This is a genomic window from Aquitalea aquatilis, from assembly GCF_005155025.1.
GTDB lineage: Bacteria > Pseudomonadota > Gammaproteobacteria > Burkholderiales > Chromobacteriaceae > Aquitalea > Aquitalea aquatilis.
This window is the reverse complement of sequence record NZ_CP039731.1, coordinates 1,859,483-1,879,733: the sequence shown is the minus strand read 5'-3', so window position 1 is coordinate 1,879,733 and position 20,251 is coordinate 1,859,483. Positions and strand designations below refer to the sequence as shown.

Annotated in this window: 21 protein-coding genes; 7 read left to right on the top strand and 14 right to left on the bottom strand. The window is 58.4% G+C overall.

Annotated elements, in window-relative coordinates; genetic code table 11:
- Positions 1-2: 2 nt before the first annotated feature.
- The 3 genes from FAZ30_RS08775 to gmk form a co-directional block, all read right to left on the bottom strand.
- Positions 3-2,159 carry a RelA/SpoT family protein gene (locus FAZ30_RS08775; protein WP_124643277.1) on the bottom strand — a complete coding sequence of 719 codons (2,157 nt, stop codon included), beginning with the start codon at positions 2,157-2,159 and terminating at the stop codon, positions 3-5.
- Positions 2,160-2,182: 23 nt separating this feature from the next.
- Positions 2,183-2,389, bottom strand: coding sequence for a DNA-directed RNA polymerase subunit omega (gene rpoZ / locus FAZ30_RS08770; RefSeq protein WP_059284935.1), 207 nt, complete (start codon positions 2,387-2,389; stop codon positions 2,183-2,185).
- A 68-nt stretch (positions 2,390-2,457) separates the two neighbouring features.
- Positions 2,458-3,087 carry a guanylate kinase gene (gene gmk, locus FAZ30_RS08765; protein WP_124643279.1) on the bottom strand — a complete coding sequence of 210 codons (630 nt, stop codon included), beginning with the start codon at positions 3,085-3,087 and terminating at the stop codon, positions 2,458-2,460.
- A 168-nt stretch (positions 3,088-3,255) separates the two neighbouring features.
- Here gmk and FAZ30_RS08760 point away from each other — a divergent pair, with 168 nt between their 5' ends.
- Both FAZ30_RS08760 and FAZ30_RS08755 read left to right on the top strand, forming a co-directional pair.
- Positions 3,256-4,554, top strand: coding sequence for an NCS2 family permease (locus FAZ30_RS08760; RefSeq protein WP_124643280.1), 1,299 nt, complete (start codon positions 3,256-3,258; stop codon positions 4,552-4,554).
- 100 nt (positions 4,555-4,654) lie between these two features.
- Positions 4,655-5,212: an adenine phosphoribosyltransferase gene (locus FAZ30_RS08755; RefSeq protein ID WP_124643282.1), complete on the top strand. Its 558-nt coding sequence runs from the start codon at positions 4,655-4,657 to the stop codon at positions 5,210-5,212.
- A 75-nt stretch (positions 5,213-5,287) separates the two neighbouring features.
- Here FAZ30_RS08755 and FAZ30_RS08750 read toward each other — a convergent pair whose 3' ends face one another.
- Entirely contained in the window at positions 5,288-6,118 is an 831-nt protein-coding gene (locus tag FAZ30_RS08750) for a DUF1700 domain-containing protein (RefSeq protein ID WP_137009285.1), read from the bottom strand.
- The gene (locus tag FAZ30_RS08745) at positions 6,115-6,453 is read right to left on the bottom strand and encodes a PadR family transcriptional regulator (RefSeq protein ID WP_124643286.1); all 339 of its coding nucleotides are present in this window, start codon (positions 6,451-6,453) and stop codon (positions 6,115-6,117) included. The genes FAZ30_RS08750 and FAZ30_RS08745 overlap by 4 nt, the downstream gene beginning before the upstream one ends.
- Positions 6,454-6,679: 226 nt before the next feature.
- Between FAZ30_RS08745 and FAZ30_RS08740 the strand changes: the two genes are divergently transcribed.
- On the top strand, positions 6,680-7,717 hold the full coding sequence (locus FAZ30_RS08740) for a patatin-like phospholipase family protein (protein WP_124643288.1): 1,038 nt from the start codon (positions 6,680-6,682) through the stop codon (positions 7,715-7,717).
- Positions 7,718-7,863: 146 nt separating this feature from the next.
- Here the strand turns inward: FAZ30_RS08740 and arcC are convergent, their stop codons facing one another.
- The 6 genes from arcC to FAZ30_RS08710 form a co-directional block, all read right to left on the bottom strand.
- Positions 7,864-8,808 (bottom strand): carbamate kinase, encoded by a 945-nt coding sequence (arcC, locus tag FAZ30_RS08735; protein WP_124645612.1) that lies wholly within the window; start codon positions 8,806-8,808, stop codon positions 7,864-7,866.
- A gap of 548 nt (positions 8,809-9,356) precedes the next feature.
- Positions 9,357-10,367: an ornithine carbamoyltransferase gene (locus FAZ30_RS08730; RefSeq protein WP_124645613.1), complete on the bottom strand. Its 1,011-nt coding sequence runs from the start codon at positions 10,365-10,367 to the stop codon at positions 9,357-9,359.
- Between the two features lie 92 nt (positions 10,368-10,459).
- Positions 10,460-11,692 carry an arginine deiminase gene (locus tag FAZ30_RS08725; RefSeq protein ID WP_137009283.1) on the bottom strand — a complete coding sequence of 411 codons (1,233 nt, stop codon included), beginning with the start codon at positions 11,690-11,692 and terminating at the stop codon, positions 10,460-10,462.
- 75 nt (positions 11,693-11,767) lie between these two features.
- The gene (gene arcD, locus FAZ30_RS08720; RefSeq protein WP_137009281.1) at positions 11,768-13,207 is read right to left on the bottom strand and encodes an arginine-ornithine antiporter; all 1,440 of its coding nucleotides are present in this window, start codon (positions 13,205-13,207) and stop codon (positions 11,768-11,770) included.
- A 366-nt stretch (positions 13,208-13,573) separates the two neighbouring features.
- Complete coding sequence (locus tag FAZ30_RS08715; protein WP_124645465.1) at positions 13,574-13,711, bottom strand: DUF3149 domain-containing protein; 138 nt, start codon at positions 13,709-13,711, stop codon at positions 13,574-13,576.
- 236 nt (positions 13,712-13,947) lie between these two features.
- Complete coding sequence (locus tag FAZ30_RS08710; RefSeq protein WP_124645464.1) at positions 13,948-14,976, bottom strand: CDP-6-deoxy-delta-3,4-glucoseen reductase; 1,029 nt, start codon at positions 14,974-14,976, stop codon at positions 13,948-13,950.
- Between the two features lie 38 nt (positions 14,977-15,014).
- On the opposite strand from FAZ30_RS08710, the gene FAZ30_RS08705 reads away from it, so the two are divergent.
- Both FAZ30_RS08705 and trmB read left to right on the top strand, forming a co-directional pair.
- Positions 15,015-15,932 carry a Rossmann-fold NAD(P)-binding domain-containing protein gene (locus tag FAZ30_RS08705; protein ID WP_137009279.1) on the top strand — a complete coding sequence of 306 codons (918 nt, stop codon included), beginning with the start codon at positions 15,015-15,017 and terminating at the stop codon, positions 15,930-15,932.
- A 36-nt stretch (positions 15,933-15,968) separates the two neighbouring features.
- Positions 15,969-16,649 (top strand): tRNA (guanosine(46)-N7)-methyltransferase TrmB, encoded by a 681-nt coding sequence (gene trmB / locus FAZ30_RS08700; protein ID WP_124645462.1) that lies wholly within the window; start codon positions 15,969-15,971, stop codon positions 16,647-16,649.
- 13 nt (positions 16,650-16,662) lie between these two features.
- Here trmB and FAZ30_RS08695 read toward each other — a convergent pair whose 3' ends face one another.
- On the bottom strand, positions 16,663-17,157 hold the full coding sequence (locus tag FAZ30_RS08695; RefSeq protein WP_124645461.1) for a glutathione peroxidase: 495 nt from the start codon (positions 17,155-17,157) through the stop codon (positions 16,663-16,665).
- Positions 17,158-17,215: 58 nt separating this feature from the next.
- Between FAZ30_RS08695 and FAZ30_RS08690 the strand changes: the two genes are divergently transcribed.
- The gene (locus FAZ30_RS08690; RefSeq protein ID WP_199106928.1) at positions 17,216-17,695 is read left to right on the top strand and encodes a DUF1841 family protein; all 480 of its coding nucleotides are present in this window, start codon (positions 17,216-17,218) and stop codon (positions 17,693-17,695) included.
- 288 nt (positions 17,696-17,983) lie between these two features.
- Here the strand turns inward: FAZ30_RS08690 and FAZ30_RS08685 are convergent, their stop codons facing one another.
- Positions 17,984-18,937, bottom strand: a complete 954-nt coding sequence (locus tag FAZ30_RS08685; RefSeq protein WP_124645460.1) for a D-2-hydroxyacid dehydrogenase — start codon at positions 18,935-18,937, stop codon at positions 17,984-17,986.
- A gap of 10 nt (positions 18,938-18,947) precedes the next feature.
- The gene (locus FAZ30_RS08680) at positions 18,948-19,730 is read right to left on the bottom strand and encodes a DUF2189 domain-containing protein (protein ID WP_124645459.1); all 783 of its coding nucleotides are present in this window, start codon (positions 19,728-19,730) and stop codon (positions 18,948-18,950) included.
- A gap of 162 nt (positions 19,731-19,892) precedes the next feature.
- On the opposite strand from FAZ30_RS08680, the gene FAZ30_RS08675 reads away from it, so the two are divergent.
- Entirely contained in the window at positions 19,893-20,219 is a 327-nt protein-coding gene (locus tag FAZ30_RS08675; RefSeq protein ID WP_059286051.1) for an FKBP-type peptidyl-prolyl cis-trans isomerase, read from the top strand.
- Positions 20,220-20,251: the final 32 nt, after the last annotated feature.

The following is a 20,251-nucleotide window of genomic DNA, read 5'->3' as shown; positions in this document are numbered from 1 at the left end:
GCTTATCTCCTCTCCGCCCGTTGCACCACGACCAGATTCTGGATTTCGTTCAGCACGCGTGACAGATGCTCGACACTTTCCACCTGCAGGCGGAAATGAATGTGAATAAAGCCGTCGCCCACATGGGTATCCTGGGTATCGACGCTTTCGATATTGGCAGAAGCCTGTGAAATGGCGGCGGCGATATCCGCCAGCGCACCGCGTTCATTGCGCGCCAGCACGCTGACAGAAACACCGAACATGCGGTCACGCTGGGTTTCCCAATTGACGTTGAGCACCTTGTCGTGATCAACCCGCTGCACATTCGGACAAGCGATGCGGTGGATCACCAAGCCCTGCCCCTTGGTGATGACGCCAAGAATCTCGTCACCCGGCAAAGGATTGCAGCAACTGCTGAGCTGCACGGTGCCGCCTTCGTTGCCGCGAATGGTGATGGGACCAACACGCACATCCTCACCCAGTCGCTCACCGGCCAGCTCAACCAGACGGCGTGCCACCGCAATGGGCAACAGTTTGCCGGCACCGATTTCGGCCAGCACTTCAGCAAATGCATGCAGCTTGTCGCCATGCACCGCCATGTATTCAGACTTGAGCGCGTCATCCAGCAGCAGCGGTGACACCGCCAGTGCGCCGATGGCTTGCTTGAGCATCTTCTCGCCCAGCGTGGACGCCTCTTCGCGCTGCAGGCTCTTCAGGTAATTACGGATGCCGGAACGCGCACGACCACTTTGCACGAAAGTGAGCCAGGACGGATTGGGCTTGGCCTGGGTCGAAGTGATGACTTCGACGGTATCGCCATTACGCAGTACGGTGCGTAGCGGCATCAGCACATGATTGACGCGCGCGGCGATGCAGCGATGACCTACGTCGGTGTGTACGGCATAGGCAAAATCGACAGGGGTGGAGCCTTGCGGCAGCACCATGATCTTGCCCTTGGGGGTGAACACGTACACCTCGTCCGGGAACAGGTCGATCTTGATGTGTTCGAGGAATTCGACGGCGTCGTCGCTCTCCTCCTGCATGTCGAGCAGGCTTTGCAGCCACTGGTGGGTGCGTTGCTGGGCGGTATTGATGCCGGCGTCGCCGCTCTTGTACATCCAGTGCGAGGCGACACCCGCCTCGGCCACGCCGTTCATTTCACGGGTGCGAATCTGCATTTCGACCGGCGTGCCGTAAGGGCCGAATAGGGTGGTGTGCAGACTCTGGTAGCCATTCCCCTTGGGGATGGCGATGTAATCCTTGAATTTACCCGGAATAGGCTTGTACAGGCTGTGCAGGGCACCCAGCGCCAGGTAGCAGCTGGGGATGTCATTCACGACAACACGGAAGCCGTAGATGTCCAGCACCTCGGAAAATGACAGGTGTTTTTCCTGCATTTTCTTGTAGATGCTGTAGAGGTTTTTTTCGCGCCCCTTGATGGTGGCTTCGATATTACTTTCCACCAGCCGCTGGCTGACGGTTTTCAGAATCTTGTTGACCACTTCGCGGCGGTTGCCGCGCGCGGCACGTACGGCCTTGGACAGTACGCTGTAGCGATGCGGATGCAGGTGCTTGAAAGCCAGATCCTGCAGCTCGCGGTAGACCTTGTTCTGACCGATGCGATTGGCAATCGGCGCGTAGATTTCCAGTGTTTCCAGGGCAATGCGCTGGCGCTTGTCCTCGCGCATGGAGTCCAGCGTGCGCATATTGTGCAGCCGGTCGGCGAGCTTGACGATGATGACGCGAATGTCGCGCGCCATGGCCAGCACCATCTTGCGGAAGTTTTCCGCCTGGGCGGTTTCCTTGGTCTGATATTCCAGCCTTTCCAGCTTGGACAGGCCATCCACCAGATCCGCCACCACCTTGCCGAACTTCTCGGCCAGCGTGGGCTTGGTGACACCGGTATCTTCCAGCACATCATGCAGCAAGGCAGCAGCCAGACCCTGCACATCCAGCCGCCAGTCGGTCAGCATGGTCGCGACCGCCAGCGGATGGGTGATGTAGGGCTCGCCACTCTTGCGGGTCTGGCCTTCGTGCGCCTCACGGCTGACATCGAAGGCCTGGCGCAGCAACTGCACGTCTTCCGGCTTGAGATAACGGGCGGCTGCCTCGAAAAATGCCGCCGCTTCGCGTTCGATCAATGCCTTGTAATCGATGGCGATCTCCAGCCCGGTCTCCATGTGTCGCTCCGCCTGCACCCTGATCAGCTCTTGCTACGGGTGAGAACTTCCTTGCCTACATGGCCGGCAGCGATTTCGCGCAGCGCAACAACAGTGGGCTTGTGACGGCCGGCATCCACGAAGGAAGTTGCGCCGGAGGCAACCTGACGGGCGCGATAGGCTGCGGCCAGAGTCAGGTCAAAACGGTTCTGGATGCGATCCAGGCAATCATCTACGGTAATACGTGCCATCTGATTTCTTTCGTAAATTGCGCGATGTGGATAACTATATCGAGTTTTGCCGGAGCAACCAATGCGTGCTAGTCGTGCTGCACGCCCATGCGGGCCAGCGCCGGCGCCAGTCGCAGGGTTTGCACTGCCGCACGCAGGCGGCGTGCGCGGAAAATGCTGACCAGATCACCTTTGGCGCGTTCGAAATCGTCATTGACCACGATGTAGTCGTATTCGGCTACCTTGTCGATTTCGGAACGGGCCGAAGCCAGACGACGCAGAATCACTTCTTCGCTGTCGGTACCACGGCCACGCAGGCGGCGCTCCAGCTCTTCGATGGAAGGCGGCAGAATGAAAATGCCGATCGCCTCCGGGAATACCTTGCGCACCTGCTCGGCACCCTGCCAGTCGATTTCCAGCAAGATGTCGCGGCCCTGCTCCAGCCGGCTTTGCAGCCAGCGCACGCTGGTGCCATAAAAATTGCCGTATACCTCGGCATACTCCAGGAAGTCCTGGCCTTCGATCATGGCCTGAAATTCGGCATGCCCGACAAAGTGGTAATGCTGGCCATCCACCTCACCCGTGCGCGCAGGGCGCGTGGTGTAGGAAACGGACAGCTCAACGGTTGGCTCTGCCTGCAGCAAAGCCGCCACCAGCGAGGTTTTGCCCGCGCCGGAAGGTGCCACCACGATATAGATGTTCCCGACTGCTTTGGTCATCAATCGAGCTTCCTGCCAAAGAAAGGGTAATTTTTCAGAATACCACAGAGTGCATTTCCGGTTAAGGGTAAAAGTATCTTCATGTCAAGATTTAGGTGTTTGTCTTCACACCGAAGTAAAATCCCGCGTCTTAACCAAATCATAACTAAGGCTCGGAGCATCTCTGTCATGCAACTACTGGAAAGCTTTTTCAAGCTGAGGGAACACGGCACTTCGGTGAGAACCGAAGTCATCGCCGGCTTCACAACCTTTCTGACCATGGCTTATATCGTACTGGTCAATCCGCTGATCCTGTCGGCTACCGGCATGGACCTGAATGCCGTATTCGTGGCGACCTGCCTGGCTGCAGCACTGGGCACCGCCATCATGGGCCTGGTAGCCAACTACCCGATCGCTCTGGCGCCTGGCATGGGCCTGAATGCCTACTTCACCTTCAGCGTGGTCAAGGGCATGGGGATCCCCTGGCAAGCGGCACTGGGTGCGGTATTCATTTCCGGCCTGGTCTTCCTGGCTGTCAGCTTGTTCAAGGTGCGCGAAGCCATCGTCAACGCCATTCCGCGTTCGCTGAAGTTTGCCATTTCCGCCGGTGTCGGCATGTTCCTGGCTATCATCGCACTGAAGAATGCCGGCGTGATTGCTCCGCATCCGGCCACCTACCTGACGCTGGGTGACATCCACAATCCGACCACTCTGCTGGCGATTCTGGGTTTCTTCCTGATCGTGGCACTGGAATACCGCAAGGTACCGGGCTCCATCATCATCGGCATCCTGATTGTCACCGTGCTGTCCATCGTATTTGGCCTGTCCAAGTTCGAAGGCATCTTCGCTCCGGTGCCGAGCATGGCCCCCACCTATATGGCCATGGACCTGCACGGCGCCATGAATGCCGGCCTGGTTGGCGTGATCTTCGTATTCTTCTTTGTCGATCTGTTTGACACCACCGGCACTCTGGTAGGCGTATCGCATCGCGCCGGCCTGCTGGACAAGGATGGCAAGCTGCCGCGCCTGAAGCGCGCCCTGCTGGCCGACTCCATTGCCATCACCGCTGGTGCCGTGATGGGCACCTCCTCCACCACTGCCTATATCGAATCCGCTGCCGGCACCGCCGTGGGTGGTCGCACCGGCCTGACCGCCATCGTCGTGGCCATCCTGTTCCTGGCTTGCCTGTGGGTATCCCCGCTGGCCAAGACCGTACCGGCCTACGCTACTGCACCGGCACTGTGCTACGTCGCCGTGCTGATGGCGCGCGGTCTGGCAGAAATCGAATGGAACGACCTGACCGAGTCCGCCCCTGCGGTGATGACTGCACTGGCCATGCCGTTTACCTTCTCGATTGCCGATGGCATTGCTTTCGGTTTCATCAGCTATGCTGTGATCAAGATTCTGGCTGGCCGCTTTGCCGACCTGAAACCGGCCGTGCTGGTGATTGCCGCGCTGTGGATCTTCAAGCTGGCTTTCTTCGCCTGATCGACATCGGGCAATACAGGGCCTGCCGCTTGTTGCGGCGGGCCTTTTTACTTTCAGCGCAGCCAAACACGCTCGCTTCATTTGAAAGTACAATAGCGCCATGGAAAATCTCAGCAATCTCGACTACTCCAGCTACCTCAAGGGCTGGATCCGCACCGTGCCCAACTGGCCCAGCCAGGGCGTGATGTTCCGCGACATCACCCCGCTGCTGCAAAACCCCAAGACCTTCCGCATGCTGATCGACATTTATGTTCATCGCTACATGCTGGAAGAAGTGGACCTGATTGCCGGCCTGGATGCCCGTGGCTTCATCATTGGCTCGGTACTGGCTTACGAGCTGAATGTCGGCTTCGTGCCCATCCGCAAAAAGGGCAAGCTGCCCTTTACCACGGTGGCGGAGGAATACGAGCTGGAATATGGCAACGCCACGGTGGAGATTCATACCGATGCCTGCAAGGCGGGCGACCGGGTGATTCTGATCGACGACCTCATTGCCACCGGCGGCACCATGATGGCCGGCTACAATCTGCTGAAAAAGCTGGGGGCGAACGTACTGGAAGCCGCCACCATCATCGAACTGCCCGAACTGGGCGGCGGCCAGCTGATTCGCGATGCCGGCCTGGATGTGTTCACTGTCTGTTCTTATGAAGGGCACTGAGTCAGATACTGCAACACCACATCCATACAAAACGGACCTCACGGGGTCCGTTTTTACCTATGACAATGCAAGGACTCAACTATCCAGTCTCCTAGCCTTATCCAGCAAGCCCAACTGATAACGGCCATAGGAAAGCAGACCACGCCAAGTCCAGCGCGCCAGCAGATAACACAGGAACACCCCACCACCACCCAGCAATATCATGACTACGCTGGCAATCCAGGCCCCCTTGCGACTAAAGCCCCAATCCAGCGCATCAATATCCACCCGCCCTTCTTCGTCTTCGATGCGCAACTGACCGGTGGCATCGCTAGCATTACGCTCCAAGCTGACCGTGCCACCGCTGGACTGTATGTTGATGCGGGCCTGCCCGGAGGAAGCATCACGCACCACATCCACCTTTTCGCCATGACTGCCACGAATATGGATATTACCCGTCGGACCACCTTGCTCAAATACGGACCAGACCGCTCGCATGTCTCGTGCCTCATGCAGGGCCGGCCAAGCAAACAGCTCATTGCATGCCAACGTGCCGAACAACATCACTCCACCGATCAGGATGCCGGTAGCAGCCAGTGCCGCCATGGTCAGCAGCCACAGATAGAACAGGAAGGGAATGGCCAGCATGAAATTGAGAAAACCCAGGCCAGCAATGGCTCCCACCACGGCAAACAGGTTGCCGAAGCTCTTGCGGCTCTCCCAGCGCGCCATGTGATGACGCGCCATCAGTTCCCGCGCCAGCTGGTGCGGATCACCCAGGGCAGCTGCAATGTCCGCGTCGCTGCGGCCGGCCGCCAGGCCATCACGGAAATACTCCTGATAATCAGCAATGATGTCTTGCCTCTCCCCTTCCGGCAGCCGTGACAAAGCATCCTGCAATTGTTCGATGAATTCCTGCTGCTTCATGCTGTTTCTCCCTTGGCCCGGCCTGCGGCCAGTTGCAACACACTGTTCACATCAGTAACGAACTCCTGCCATTCCTGCTGCATTAGCACTAACTGTCGCCGCCCTTCAACGGTTAAGGTGTAGTACTTACGTGAAGGCCCGCTGGCCGATTCCACCAGATAAGTGGAAACCCATGCCTCGGCCTGCAGCCGGCGCATCAGCGGGTACATGGTGCCTTCGCTTACCTCCATGCTGCGCGACAAAATGCTTACCAGTTCGTAGGCATAGCTGTCACCCGCTGCCAGTGCCGCCAGCACGCACATGTCCAACGTGCCCTTTTTCAACTGCGTTTTCATGGTCAGACTCCCATACCTTGCATTACACGGTAGATAGGCGTGCCAGATGCAAGAACAAGCCGGATATTATTCCCAACTACTATGCATTACAAGGTACATGGTAAAACCACGTAGTGGTGGTCACCGAATCACTGACGATGTGAATTTAAATTTTTTACTATGCAATAAGTAAATTCATCATCCATAAAGCATAATTCCTGACAGATCATCACCCGGAATCACAAGCATGCACTCCAAAAAGAAATCGCTGGCGCTGGTACTGGGTGGTGGCGCACCCAATGCCACCCTGATGGCAGGTTCGCTAGTAGCCTTTATCGAAGCGGGCGTTGAGTTTGACATCATTTCCACCTCGGGGGCAGGAGCGATAGTTGGCTTGCTCTATGCCGCAGCCAGGGGCCAGGACGCCAAAAGCGCGCTGGAAAAGCTGGCCGACATGGGGGTGGCCGATGCGCTGTACTCCGCTTTCCCGGTCAATTTCAAGGTATTCAACAAACCCGGCCCGCTGGCAGACATCTGGCGCCAATGGCAGCAAGCCAATCCGGTACTGCAGGCCATCCAGGCCCAGGCCGACCGGGGGCCACTGCAGCGATTGGCCGCCGACTGGAGTAACTGGCTGATGGCCAGCCTCTGCCCCAGCGACCTGACCGCGCAGAGCAAGGGCTTGTGTGCCCATGTGCCGTTCATCGACCAGGTAGTCGATTTCAGCAAGCTGGCCAGCCTCAAGCCACAGTTCTATCTGAATGCCTACAACCTCAGCCGCAAGCGCATGGAGTGCTGGGACAAGCAGCAGATCACCCACGAACACTTTCTGGCAGCGCTGTCTTTTCCGCTGATCTACCCGCCCTACTTGCTGGATGGCGACTACTATATCGAGGGTGCGGCCATCGATACCCTCAACTTCAAGCGCCTGTTCCAGGACCACCCGCATATCGACACCACGGTGGTCTTTGATGTGCTGGGCAGCGAACAGCTGCTGCATCCGCCACGCGATCTGTACGATGCCTGGGTGCAGTCCATCATCACCCCGCTGACCGAAATTGCCCGCGACGATCTGAAACTGTTCGAAGCAATCCATAACAAGGATGCCGACGGCAAGCCGCGCACCCAGTTGCTGCGCGTAGCATATGACCAGTTCATCAGCCCCGCGCAACGCGAGCAGGAGCTGGACTGGTCTTACTCCAATCTGTCGCAGATGTACCAGGCAGGCTACTCCGCCGGTCTGGCACTGTGCCATGACCATGCCGCGGAACTGGGACTCGCCTGATTCTGCCGCGCGAATGCAACAAGGGCTGCCATGGCAGCCCTTGTGCACTACACGTAAAACGCCTGATGCCAGGCGCGCCGCCGCAGACAGTACAAGCAGTACGGCAAGGCGGCGCAACGCAGCAGCAGGTGTTTTAGCGCCCTAGCTCAGTACCACTCGGTCCCGGTCTTCTCGGTCGAGATGATGGTGCCGGCTTCGCCCTTCACGATCTTCTCGATGTCTTCCAGCGCGCCAATCACCGCACGCTTGCCGGTCAGACGGGCAAACTCGCAGGCGGCTTCCACTTTCGGACCCATCGAGCCGGCGGCAAAGCCCAGCTTGTCCATTTCGTCCGGGTGGGCGTGACGGATGGCCTTGGCTTCCGGGGTGCCCCAACCAACAAACACGCTCTTCACGTCGGTGGCGATGACGAAGTAGTCTGCGTCCACTTCACGGGCCAGCAGGGCCGAGGCCAGGTCTTTGTCAATCACGGCTTCCACGCCCACCAGCTTGTCGCCCTGGTACATGGTGGGGATGCCACCGCCGCCAGCGGCAATCACTACGGCGCCTTTTTCGATCAGCCATTTGATCGGGCGCATTTCGAAGATGCGCTTCGGTTTCGGGCTCGGCACCACGCGGCGGTAGTAGTCGCCATCGGCTTTCACGGTCCAGCCGTGGCTGGCGGCCATGGCTTCGGCTTCTTCCTTGCTGTACACCGGGCCAACAAACTTGGTCGGGTTCTGGAAGGCCGGGTCGGCTGCGTCCACTTCGGTCTGGGTCAGAATGGTGGCCAGCGGCACTTCGAACGGCAGGACATTGCCCAGTTCCTGTTCGATCATGTAGCCGATCATGCCTTCGGTCTGCGCACCCAGTACGTCCAGCGGATACGGAGTGACCTTGCCATCGACGTGGCGGGCATAGGCGTCGTTTTGCAGGCCCAACAGGCCTACTTGCGGGCCGTTGCCGTGGCACATCACCAGGTTGTGGCCCAGGCGGGTGACGGCGGCCAGTTGTTCGGCGGCCACTTTGACGTTGGCGCGTTGGTTGTCAGCGGTCATGGCTTCGCCACGACGTTGCAGGGCATTGCCGCCCAGGGCTACGACGACTCGCATGGTGTTTCCTTTCCTGCCCCGCCCCGCTGTGCTTGGGGTGGCGGCGTTGACGGCCTGCTTGGGCAGTCCATCTGATTTTTGATGTGGTGGCCGGTCTGCCCGAGGGAAGACGGGGCCGGGATGGGGGTGAGATCCGGCTGAGTGAGGGGGGGCCGGATCTCGGGCCACTCCACGGCTTCAGGGGTGTGCCGTCGCGGAGGGTAAAACGGTGTGGCTGTCAGACTTCAATGACTGGCAATCCGGTAGGGCTTTGCTACCTTGCCCATTCCGCTGTCGCTGAAGACTGATTCCACTCTGGCGAGGCAGCAAAGCCAGCGTAGCGCCTGCTGCCAGGCGCGCCGCCGCAGACAGTACAGGTCGTACGGCAAGGCGGCGCAACAACGCAGCAGGGCTTTGCCACCTTGCCCATTCCGAGGTGGCTGGCGAGCGAGCCACAGCAGGCCGGTGAGCGCCGCAGCACAGCTGCCGCAGTGGACATCAAGTCCATGAGGACAGCGCGCAGCGCCGACCACCGGGATGCAAAGGCGCAGCCGTCAGACGCCCGGAATTCAGTCACCCAGGGTGGCGACCAGGATGGCCTTGATCGTGTGCATGCGGTTCTCTGCTTGCTCGAAGGCAATGCAGGCTTCGCTCTCGAACACGTCTTCGGTCACTTCAATGCCATTGGACAGGTCCGGGTATTGCGCGGCAATTTCCTTGCCTACCTTGGTTTCGCTGTTGTGGTAGGCCGGCAGGCAGTGCATGAACTTCACTTGCGGGTTCTGTGCAGCAGCCATCAGCGCGGCATTCACTTGGTAAGGCTTCAGCAGGCGGATACGTTCGGCCCAGACTTCGGCCGGTTCGCCCATCGATACCCACACGTCGGTGTGGATGAAGTCGGTGCCCTTGACGGCTTCGGCGGCATCTTCGGTCAGGGTGATGCGGGCACCGGTCTTGGCGGCGATTTCACGGCATTCGGCTACCAGCTCGTCGGTCGGCCACAGGTGTTTCGGGGCGCCGATGCGCACGTCCATGCCCAGCTTGCTGCCGATTACCAGCAGGGAGTTGCCCATATTGTTGCGGGCGTCACCCAGGTAGGTGTAGCTGATTTGCGAGATCGGCTTGTCGCTGTTTTCCCACATGGTCAGCACGTCGGCCAGCATCTGGGTGGGGTGCCATTCGTCGGTCAGGCCGTTGTAAACCGGTACGCCGGCGAATTTAGCCAGTTCGTTCTCGACCATCTCTTGGTCGAAACCACGGTATTCGATGGCGTCATACATGCGGCCCAGTACGCGGGCGGTGTCTTTCATCGATTCCTTGATACCGATCTGCGAGCCGGACGGTCCGAGGTAGGTAACGTTGGCGCCCTGGTCGTAGCAGGCCACTTCGAAAGCACAGCGGGTACGGGTGGAGGTCTTTTCAAAGATCAGGGCGATGTTCTTGCCCTTCAGGTGTTGCTGTTCGGTGCCGGTGTACTTGGCGCGTTTCAGGTCGCGGGCCAGATCGAGCATGTAGCGGATTTCGCGCGGGGTGAAGTCCAGCATGCGGAGGAAATTGCGGTTGCGCAGATTGAAAGCCATGGTAACACTCCTTGTTTCGGTGCCGGGTGGCGGGCTTGGGCCAACGCCACCGGGCGATATTGATGTGCTTGGTTTGCTGCTGGTGCAGCGACTTAGATCTTCACTTCGTCACGGATGATCGGGCAGGTCATGCAGTGACCACCGCCACGGCCACGGCCCAGTTCGGAGGCCGGAATCTCGATCACTTCCACACCGTGCTGACGCATCAGCTTGTTGGTATGGGTGTTGCGGTCGTAGGCCACCACCACGCGGCGATCCAGTGCCACCACGTTGTTGCCGTCATCCCATTGTTCGCGTTCGCGCTGGTAGGCATCGCCAGCGGTCTGGATGATGTGCACTTCTTTCAGGCCCAGTGCCTGACGGACCACTTCGGTGAAGGCCACGCCTTCGTGACGTTCGAAGCGGATTTCGCCTTCCTTGTCACCGGCATAGATGCTGGTGCAGACGATTTCGTTGACCACGTCCGGGAACACCGACAGCAGGTCGATATCCAGGAAGCTGAACACGGTGTCCAGGTGCATGGCAGCACGCGACTTGGGCATCTGGCAGGCGATGACGCGGGTGGCGCCGCCTTCCTTGCCCAGCACGCTCTTGGCCACTTGCACCACGGCTTGCGGGCTGGTGCGTTCGCCCATGCCGATGAGCACCACGCCGTTGCCGATTGGCATCACATCGCCGCCTTCCAGCGTGGCCGGGCCGTGGTTCTTGTCACAGTCGCCCCACCATACTTTCACCTTGCCGGCGAAGTACGGATGGTGCTGGTAGATGGATTGCAGGATCAGGGTTTCCTGACGGCGAGCCGGCCAGTACATCGGGTTCAGCGTCACGCCTTCATAGATCCAGCAGGACGGGTCGCGCTGGAACAGGCTGTTCGGAATCGGCGGGATGACGAATTCGGACTGGTCCAGATAGCCGCCGAACAGGCCTTTCGGGTCAAACGGCAGTTCAAACTTGGCAATACCACCGATCAGATGTTCGGCCAGTTGGGTAGACGGCATTTCGTCCAGCCAGCTGCGCAGGTCGGTCAGCATGCCGATCCCCACATTGTCGGCCTTGACCTTGCGGTCCAGCAGCCAGCTACGGGCGGCCTTGTCGTCCAGCACTTGGGCCAGGGCGTCGTGGGCTTCGATCACGTGGATGCCGCGCGCACGCATTTGCTCAACCATGAAGGCGTGGTCTTTTTGGGCGCGTTCAACCCAGATCACGTCATCGAACAGCAGGTCGTGGCAGTTGTCGGGGGTGAGACGTTTGTGGGCCAGGCCCGGACGGCACACCATCACGCTACGCAGCTTGCCGCATTCGGAATGAACACCAAATTTAGTCATGATCAAACTCCTTCAATGTGTGGTAAGGGAGTCGGGGAGCGCCTGGTGGGCGCTCCTCATTAAACAGTTGTTGTCTTAGAGGGAGAGCTGACCGGTAATCAGTTCGTAGGTGGCAATGGCACCCAGTACGACGATGATGGCGGCCAGTACGGCTTCAGCACCCTTGAACGGCTTCTCGCCATGTTCTTTCTTGGCCCACAGGTAGAACAGCAGGCCCGGGGCATACAGCACCATCGACAGGAACAGATACTTCACACCAGCGGCGTAGATCAGCCATACACCGTACACACTGGCAATACCGGCAATACTCAGGTCACGGCCCTTGCCTTCACCTGCCTGGTAGCCTTCGCCACGCTGGGCCACCATGAAGGAATACACAGAACACAGCAGGTAAGGAATCAGGATCATCGAGGTCGCCAGCGACAGCAGTGCCAGATAACCGGCCGAGCTGAACAGAGTGATGACCAGGAACAGTTGGATCAGGCCGTTGGTCAGCCACAGCGAGGCAGCAGGCGAACCGTTGGCATTGGTGGTACCGAAAATGCGCGGCATCACGCCATCTTTACCGGCCAGGTAAGGTGCTTCAGCAGCCAGCAGGGTCCAGGCCAGCAGCGCACCACCGACAGAGATCACCAGACCAGCATTCATGATGTTGGCACCCCAGGGACCAATCGCCTTTTCCAGCACATAAGCGGTGGACGGGTTCTTCAGTGCGGCCAGTTCCGGCTGGGTCATCACACCCAGTGCCAGTACCGATACAGCAACCAGCAGGGCAATGGTCAGCAGGAAACCCACTACGGTCGCCTTGCCCACATCACTCATCTTCTCGGCACGGCCAGAGAACATCGAGGCACCTTCGATACCGATGAACACCCACACGGTCACCAGCATGGTGCTCTTCACCTGATCGACGATGGAACCCAGCTTCGGATTACCCCAGAAGTCGAGATTGAAGGTGTCAATCTTGAAGGCAAACACCACCAGGACGATGAACAGCGCCAGCGGTACCAGCTTGGCAATGGTGGTGATGGTGTTGATGAAAGCCGCACCATGCACACCGCGCAATACCAGGAAATGCAAGGCCCACAGCACTACCGAGGCACAGATGATGGCCGTCGGCGTGTTGCCGTCGCCAAAGGCATGGAACCAGAAGCCCAATGCCGAGAACATCACGACAAAGTAGGAAACATTACCGATCCAGGCCGAAATCCAGTAACCCCAGGCCGAGTTGAAGCCCATGTAGTCACCGAAACCGGCTCGGGCATAACCATATACCCCGCCTTCTACTTCCGGTTTGCGGTTGGCCAGCATCTGGAAGGCAAATGCCAGCGTCAGCATGCCCAGAAAGGTAATGGCCCAACCAATGATGATGGCGCCTGCTCCTGCGCCTGCCGCCATGTTCTGCGGTAGCGAGAAGATGCCGCCGCCAATCATGGACCCCACTACCAGTGCGGTGAGTGCACCCAGTTTCAGTTTGGGTGCTCCGCCACCTTGTGCTTCAGTTTCAGTGGACATTTTCGTTCTCCGTGAAATACATTTACCTGAAAACTATCTGTATATTATTAATTTCTTATTCGTTGATGTAATGATAATGGCGAGACCGATCTGATTCCAGAAACGTCAAACACATGTTTGATCAAGATCAAATAGGCAGGGCAGGCAACTTCTGATTGACACTAGGGGTAACGAGGGCGTTATAGGAGGAAGCGGGAAGATATCCCAATAGAATTTTTAAATTCAAAATGCGCAATCATTCACAAAGACAACGTTAAATTGTTTTTACAAATTATCGCAGGCAAAAAAAATGGATACGGCCCACCACCGTATCCACCAACACACACATCAAGAGGAAATCTAGACACCAATCACAATCAGGCCAGCTCAGTCATTCGGGCCGGCGTTTTTCACTTTGCGTGTAATCACTACGATCACTCCCACAACAACCACTGTGGCAAAGACAATGGTGGCCAATCCCAATACACCGACATCGTCGGATAGAAGTTGTCCCAGCAGTTCCATCTTCCACTCCTCTAGCTGGCGGTATGCCGCCTTGATTGATTAGTCGATAGTCATAATAGCCATACTCAAAACAGGGATGTTGATGCAGGTCAAAAATACGCATGCCGGGCAGATTGCTGACCGTCAATGTGGCAAAGCAGATGATGACAGGCAGCATGCTGCCATCAGCACAGAGCGGGATTGCAAATGAAAAACCCCTGCATGCAGGGGTTTTGTCTTGGTACGGCTAGGTGCGATTACTTGCTGCCACCCATGTCCTTGGACAGGAAGAAGGCATCGGAGAAGAATTCGTCTTCCGGCAGCTGGCGCTCCTGAATAAAGCTGCGATGGGCAGACTCCACCATCACCGGTGCGCCACAGGCATACACCTGATAGCCGGACAGATCATCAAAGTCATCCAGCACCGCCTGGTGCACAAAGCCGGTGCGCCCCTGCCATGCATCTTCCGGCAAGGCTTCGGACAACACCGGGATCACGGTGATGTTGGCATGCTCTGCCTGCCAGCTGGCAGCCAGTTCAGCCATGTACAAGTCGGCCTTGGTACGTGCGCCCCAGTACAGCACCATCTGGCGCTGGATGCCATGATGGATGGCATGCTCGATAATGCCCTTGACCGGTGCAAAGCCGGTGCCACTGGCCACCAGAATAATCGGCTTGTCCGACTCTTCGCGCAGGAAGAAAGAACCCAGCGGACCCTTGAAGCGCATGATCTCGCGCTCTTTCATCTGGCTGAAGACATATTCCGAGAAGCTGCCACCCGGCTGATGGCGAATGTGCAATTCCAGGAAGGCATCGTCATGCGGTGCATTGGCGATGGAGAAGCTGCGCTTCTTGCCGTCCTTCATCAGAATGTCGATGTACTGGCCGGCGCGGAATTGCAAGCGTTCCGATACCGGTAGCTTGAGCTTGAGCACAGCCACATCATGCATTTTCACCATGCTTTCCACGCGGCACGGCAGGGTCTTGATCTGGATATCACCGGCACCGGCCACTTCACGGGCTTCGATGGTGACATCGCCCTGTGGGCGGGCACAGCAGAACAGGGTCATACCCTGGACGCGTTCGCTTTCCGGCAGCGCTTTGTCCTGATAGCCATCCTGGCATACTTCGCCTTCCACTACCTTGCCCTTGCAGGCGCCACAGGCACCGTCACGGCAGCCATAAGGCAGGCCGACATTCTGGCGCAAAGCCGCTTCCAGAATGGTTTCATGCGCTTCAACACTGAACGTATGCCCACTCGGGAGCACTTTGACCTGGGAACTCATTGGGTACCTTTATTCCAAATCTGGGTAATATGCTGCCTATGCGTACTTTATTGATTGCAGGTCTGGGCGATGTCGCCCGGCGCGCCCTGCCCGAGCTGGTCCGGCACTGGCGCGTTTTCGCCATTGCCCACCATCCGGCCGCAGCCGAGGCAGCACGCCAGGGCGGCGCCCTACCCATCATGGCCAATCTGGACTGCCAGGATAGCCTGCACAGAATCGCGGGGCTGGCCGATGACGTATGGATTACCGCGCCGCCTCCCGGCAGCGGCGTACGGGACAATCGCACGCGCAAGTTGTTGTACGCACTGGCAAAAGCCGACAGGATACCACAGCGTCTTAGCTATATCAGCACTACTGGCGTGTATGGAAATGGGGATGGAGCCTGGCTGGACGAGTGCTCGCCACTGCAAGCCCAGACCGGGCGCGCCCAACGCCGGGCCGATGCCGAAACCGCATTGCGCGGCTTTGCCGGCCGCCATGGCTGCCAGCTGAATATCTTGCGCGCACCGGGCATTTACGCGCTGGAACGCCTGCCACTGACCCGCTTGTTACAAGGCACGCCCCTGATCCTGCCGGCGGAAGACAGCTATAGCAATCACATCCATGCCGATGATCTGGCGCGCTTGTGCATCGCCAGCCTGCAGCAGCAGCGAGGTGGCATCCGGGTATTCAATGCCTGCGATGACGAACCGCTAACCATCACCGACTGGTATGCCATGCTGGCTGGGGCACTTTCGCTGCCCATGCCACCACAGCTGAGCCGCGCCGAAGTCCGCCAGCAGGTGAGCCCGGCCTTGTGGTCGTATATGGCGGAGTCGCGGCGCATCCGCAATGCGCGCCTGGCGGAGCTGGGCGTCACACTGCGCTATCCCACAGCCCGCCAATTTGTCGCGCAACTGGCGGCAAATCCCGCCTGGCAAGCCGTGGCACTCGCTAAGGCCGGCAAGATTCGGTAACATGCGCGTCTTCCCGCAATTATCTGTTTGAATCACATGGAAAATCCGGCATTCGGGCGCGCCATCAGAAGCTTTGTGCTGCGTCAGGGACATCTCTCGGCAGGCCAGCAGCGCGCCATGGACGAAGGCATGCCCAAATGGGGCATCGAATATCAGGCTGAAGCCATCGATCTGCAGCAGGCTTTTGGTCGCCAGGCTCCCAAGATTCTGGAAATCGGCTTTGGCATGGGTGGAGCAACAGCGGAAATCGCTGCCGCCAACCCCGAGCGCGACTATCTGGGCGTGGAAGTGCATTCGCCAGGCGTGGGTAATCTGTGCAAGCTGATTGCCGAAAAAGAGCTGAGCAATCTGCGCATCATCCGCCACGATGCGGTGGAAGTGCTGGACCACATGCTGGCTGATGGCTGCCTGGACGGGGTGCATATTTTCTTTCCCGACCCCTGGCACAAGAAGCGCCACAACAAGCGCCGGCTGATCCAGGCCCCGCTGGTGGAAAAGCTGGTGAAAAAGCTGAAGCCGGGTGGCTATCTGCACGCAGCCACTGACTGGGAAGACTACGCCATCCAGATCATGGAAGTATTCAGCGCCAATGGTGATCTGGCCAATACCGCTGACGGCTATGCACCGCGCCCGGACTATCGTCCGCTCACCAAGTTCGAAGCCCGCGGCATCAAGCTGGGGCACGGCGTGTGGGACATCATCTTCAGTCGTAAATAAACCATGGCGGGCATCAGCCGCTGGCTGCTGCCCGTTTCAGCAAGTTCTCGATATCCTCCTGCAGTTCATGCGGCTCCACCGCCGGCTCGTAGCGCTTCACCACCCTGCCCTCTGCATCCACCAGAAACTTGGTGAAATTCCACTTCACCGGATGCGGGTGCGGTGTATCCGCCTGGGTCAGCCAGCGCCACAAGGGATCGGCCTGCGCACCGTTTACCTCGACCTTGGCCAGTACCGGAAAGCCAACGGCAAAACGGCTGCTGCAAAAAGCGGCAATATCCTGATCGCTACCTGGTTCCTGCCCGCCAAACTGGTTGCAGGGAAAGGCCAGTACGCTCAAGCCTGCGGATGACAGCTGTTCATGCAGCTGCTGCAGTCCGGCATATTGCCGGGTATAGCCACATTCACTGGCGGTGTTCACCAGCAAAACCACCCGGCCTTGCAGGCTGGCCAGGGGCAATTGACTGCCTGTGGCAGTCAGGGCCGAGAATGCGTAAAGCGTGGTCATGGCTATCTCCCTTCCGTATAATCCTGGCTTATCCGAGAAACGTACTCAGGTATTGCACATGCTGTTTTCACCCAGCCGCCAGGATGCACGCGGCTTCTTCTTCGACACCTGGAAAAAACACCAGAATGGTGTGGTATTGACCGATCTGGAAAAGATCGTGCTTTCCATTCTTATAGACCACCCTGAGTACCACTCCATCCTGAATCATCCAGAAAAATACCTGGAACAGGAATGGACGCCGGAAATGGGCGAGACCAATCCCTTCCTGCATCTTGGCCTGCACGTGGCCATTGAGGAACAACGCTCGATTGACCAGCCCTTCGGCATCCGCTCACTGTACGCGCAACTCGCCCTGCGCCATGGCGACGAGCATCGCGCCCAGCACGAGATGATGGAGTGCCTGGGAGAGATGATCTGGCATGCGCAGCGCTATGGCGGCGGCCCGGATGTGAACCGCTACATTTCCTGTGTACGGGGCAAGCTGGGCATGGGCGAGGAAGAACGCCCGCGCATCAATCCCAACGATATTCCGGACTGAACAGCCCGTCCTTGCAGTCCCCTGGTCTGGCAGCTGGGCTGCAGCCTAAGTCTGGAGCAGACAAAAAAAGCGCCGTGGAAGACAGAGCAACCACGGCGGATCAAGCGGGGCAGCCTGAACCCGTTACGGGCCCAGACCATTTAATACTATGCCTTAATTCAATCATTAACAATATTTAAAGCAATCCAATTGGCATTATTGCCCAATACCGACATTGCTCATTAAGTATTTTTTCTGATTAAACAATGTTTAACAAAAACTGCGTTTGGCCAGCCGCCTGCGCCAGGCTCAGGCCAGCCGGTTTTCTGCTCTGCCCGCCACATAGGCGGCGATATTGTCGACCAGCTGCTGCGCCAGCCGCTGCATGGCCTGCTGACTGGCCCAGCCAATATGCGGTGTCACAATCAAATGCGGCAGACGGGCCTTGAGCAGCGGATTACCTGCCGTAGGCGGCTCGGTACTGAGCACATCAAAACCGGCACCACCCAGCTGACCGTACTTCAAGGCGGCAACAAGCGCCTGTTCATCCACCAGCCCGCCGCGCGCGGTATTGATCAGGATGGCCCCCGGCTTCATGGCCATCAATTCGTCCTGGGCAATCATGTTGCGGGTGTCATCGTTGAGTGGACAGTGCAGTGACAGCACGTCGGACGTCGCCAGCAGGTCGGCAAAGCTGACATAGCCATCACGCACCACGCTCGCTCCCTTGCGCTCACCAAACTGCACCCGCATGCCAAAGGCACGGGCGCGCTCGGCCAGCGCCTGACCGATGCCGCCAGAGCCGAAAATGCCCAGCGTAGCCCCTTTCAGATCGCGAATCGGTGCACCGAAATGACAGAATTGCTGGGCCTGCTCCCATACCCCGGCAGCCACATCGCGCTGATAGGCCGGCAGGTTTTTCACCAGCGCCAGCATCAGCGTGAAAGCATGCTCGGCCACGGTTTCATCGCCATAGTGGCGAATATTGGCCACGGCGATCCCCTGCTCACGACAGCATGCCAGGTCGACATGGTTGTAGCCGGTCGCCGCAATGGCCAGCATTTTCACGCCTGGCAGTTGCAGCAGGGTTTCGCGGGTGAAAGCCACCTTATTGGTGATCACGATGTCGGCGTCGCCAACATGCCGGACAATCTGCTCCGGAGTAGTGGCGGCGATTTCGCGGTAGGCATGCTCAAACGGGAAAACGGGAACCGGGACAGGCAGGCTGTCCCGGTCGAGGAATACGATGGAGGGGTGGGTCATCGGTCAGGCATCAGCTTTCATAAGTGATCATGGCGCGGTAGGCATGCCAGCTGGCCAGTCCAAGCACCGGCATGATGATGATCAGGCCGATGAAATAGGTGGCAAAACCCACGGCAGTAAGGATCACAATCATAGCGGCCCATACGGTCATCGTCAGCAGATTCTTGTATACCGCCTGCAGGCTGTTGACCATGGCGGTCACCGTATCGACCTCCTTGTCCAGCAGCATGGGAATGGCCACCACACTAAGCGCGAACACTGTCGCCGCAAACAGGAAACCGACGCCAAAATAGGCCAGCAGGAAAGGTAGGTTGGCGGGCAGCATGGCATTGGCCAGTAGCTCGTCCAGACTCGGCAAGGCTGCCGTATCGTAGAACAAGGCAAACAGCAGCAAGGACACACGGAACCAGCCAAACACCAGCACCGCCAGCAACGCGGCAAACAGGGTGAAACCCGGCAGGTTGGCCTTCCAGGCGCTCATGCTGTGCCACAGGCTGACGCGCTGCGGCGCGCGGATCTCCTCATGCTGGCGCGCCAGATCATACAGGCCGATGGCGAGAAAAGGTCCACCGAGCAAGAACAGCGTGCTGAGCGTCAGCACAAACTGTGGGGCGCTGTCGAAATAGCTGATCAGCAAATAGCCCATCAGCACAAAGGCTGCACCGTAAAACATGGCATCAGCCGGGGCTTTGCGCAGGTCTTTCAGGCCCTGCCTGAGCCAGAGCAGTGGTTGGGTAACAGAGACATGGTGAACAACCGGGTGTTCCCGGGACGTGCCGTGGGTAATGTCCATGACGAATCCCCTTCTGGTGGTGGGTGGGTAAACCAGACAGTTAATTTCTTTATAAGCTATTGATTGCAAAATACAAATACAACATGAACCTCCAGCAGCCACACCAGCTGGCGGATGGTACAATTCCGCCTTGCTTGAACCAGATACAAGGACTACGAGAAGATGAGCGCATTGATCATTGAAGATCTGACCGTCGGCGAAGGTGCCGAAGCCGTTGCTGGTGAAGAAGTCACCGTGCACTACACCGGCTGGCTGACCAATGGCAGCAAGTTCGACTCCAGCAAGGATCGTTATCAGCCCTTCAGCTTCCCGCTGGGTGCCGGCCATGTCATCAAAGGCTGGGATCAGGGCGTGGTCGGCATGAAGGTAGGTGGCAAGCGCAAGCTGACCATCCCGCCGGAACTGGGCTATGGTGCACGGGGTGCCGGCGGGGTGATTCCGCCGAATGCCACCCTGGTGTTTGAAGTGGAATTACTGCAGGTGGGTTGAGTCTGGCCCGAAAAAAAAGCCACCGTCTGGTG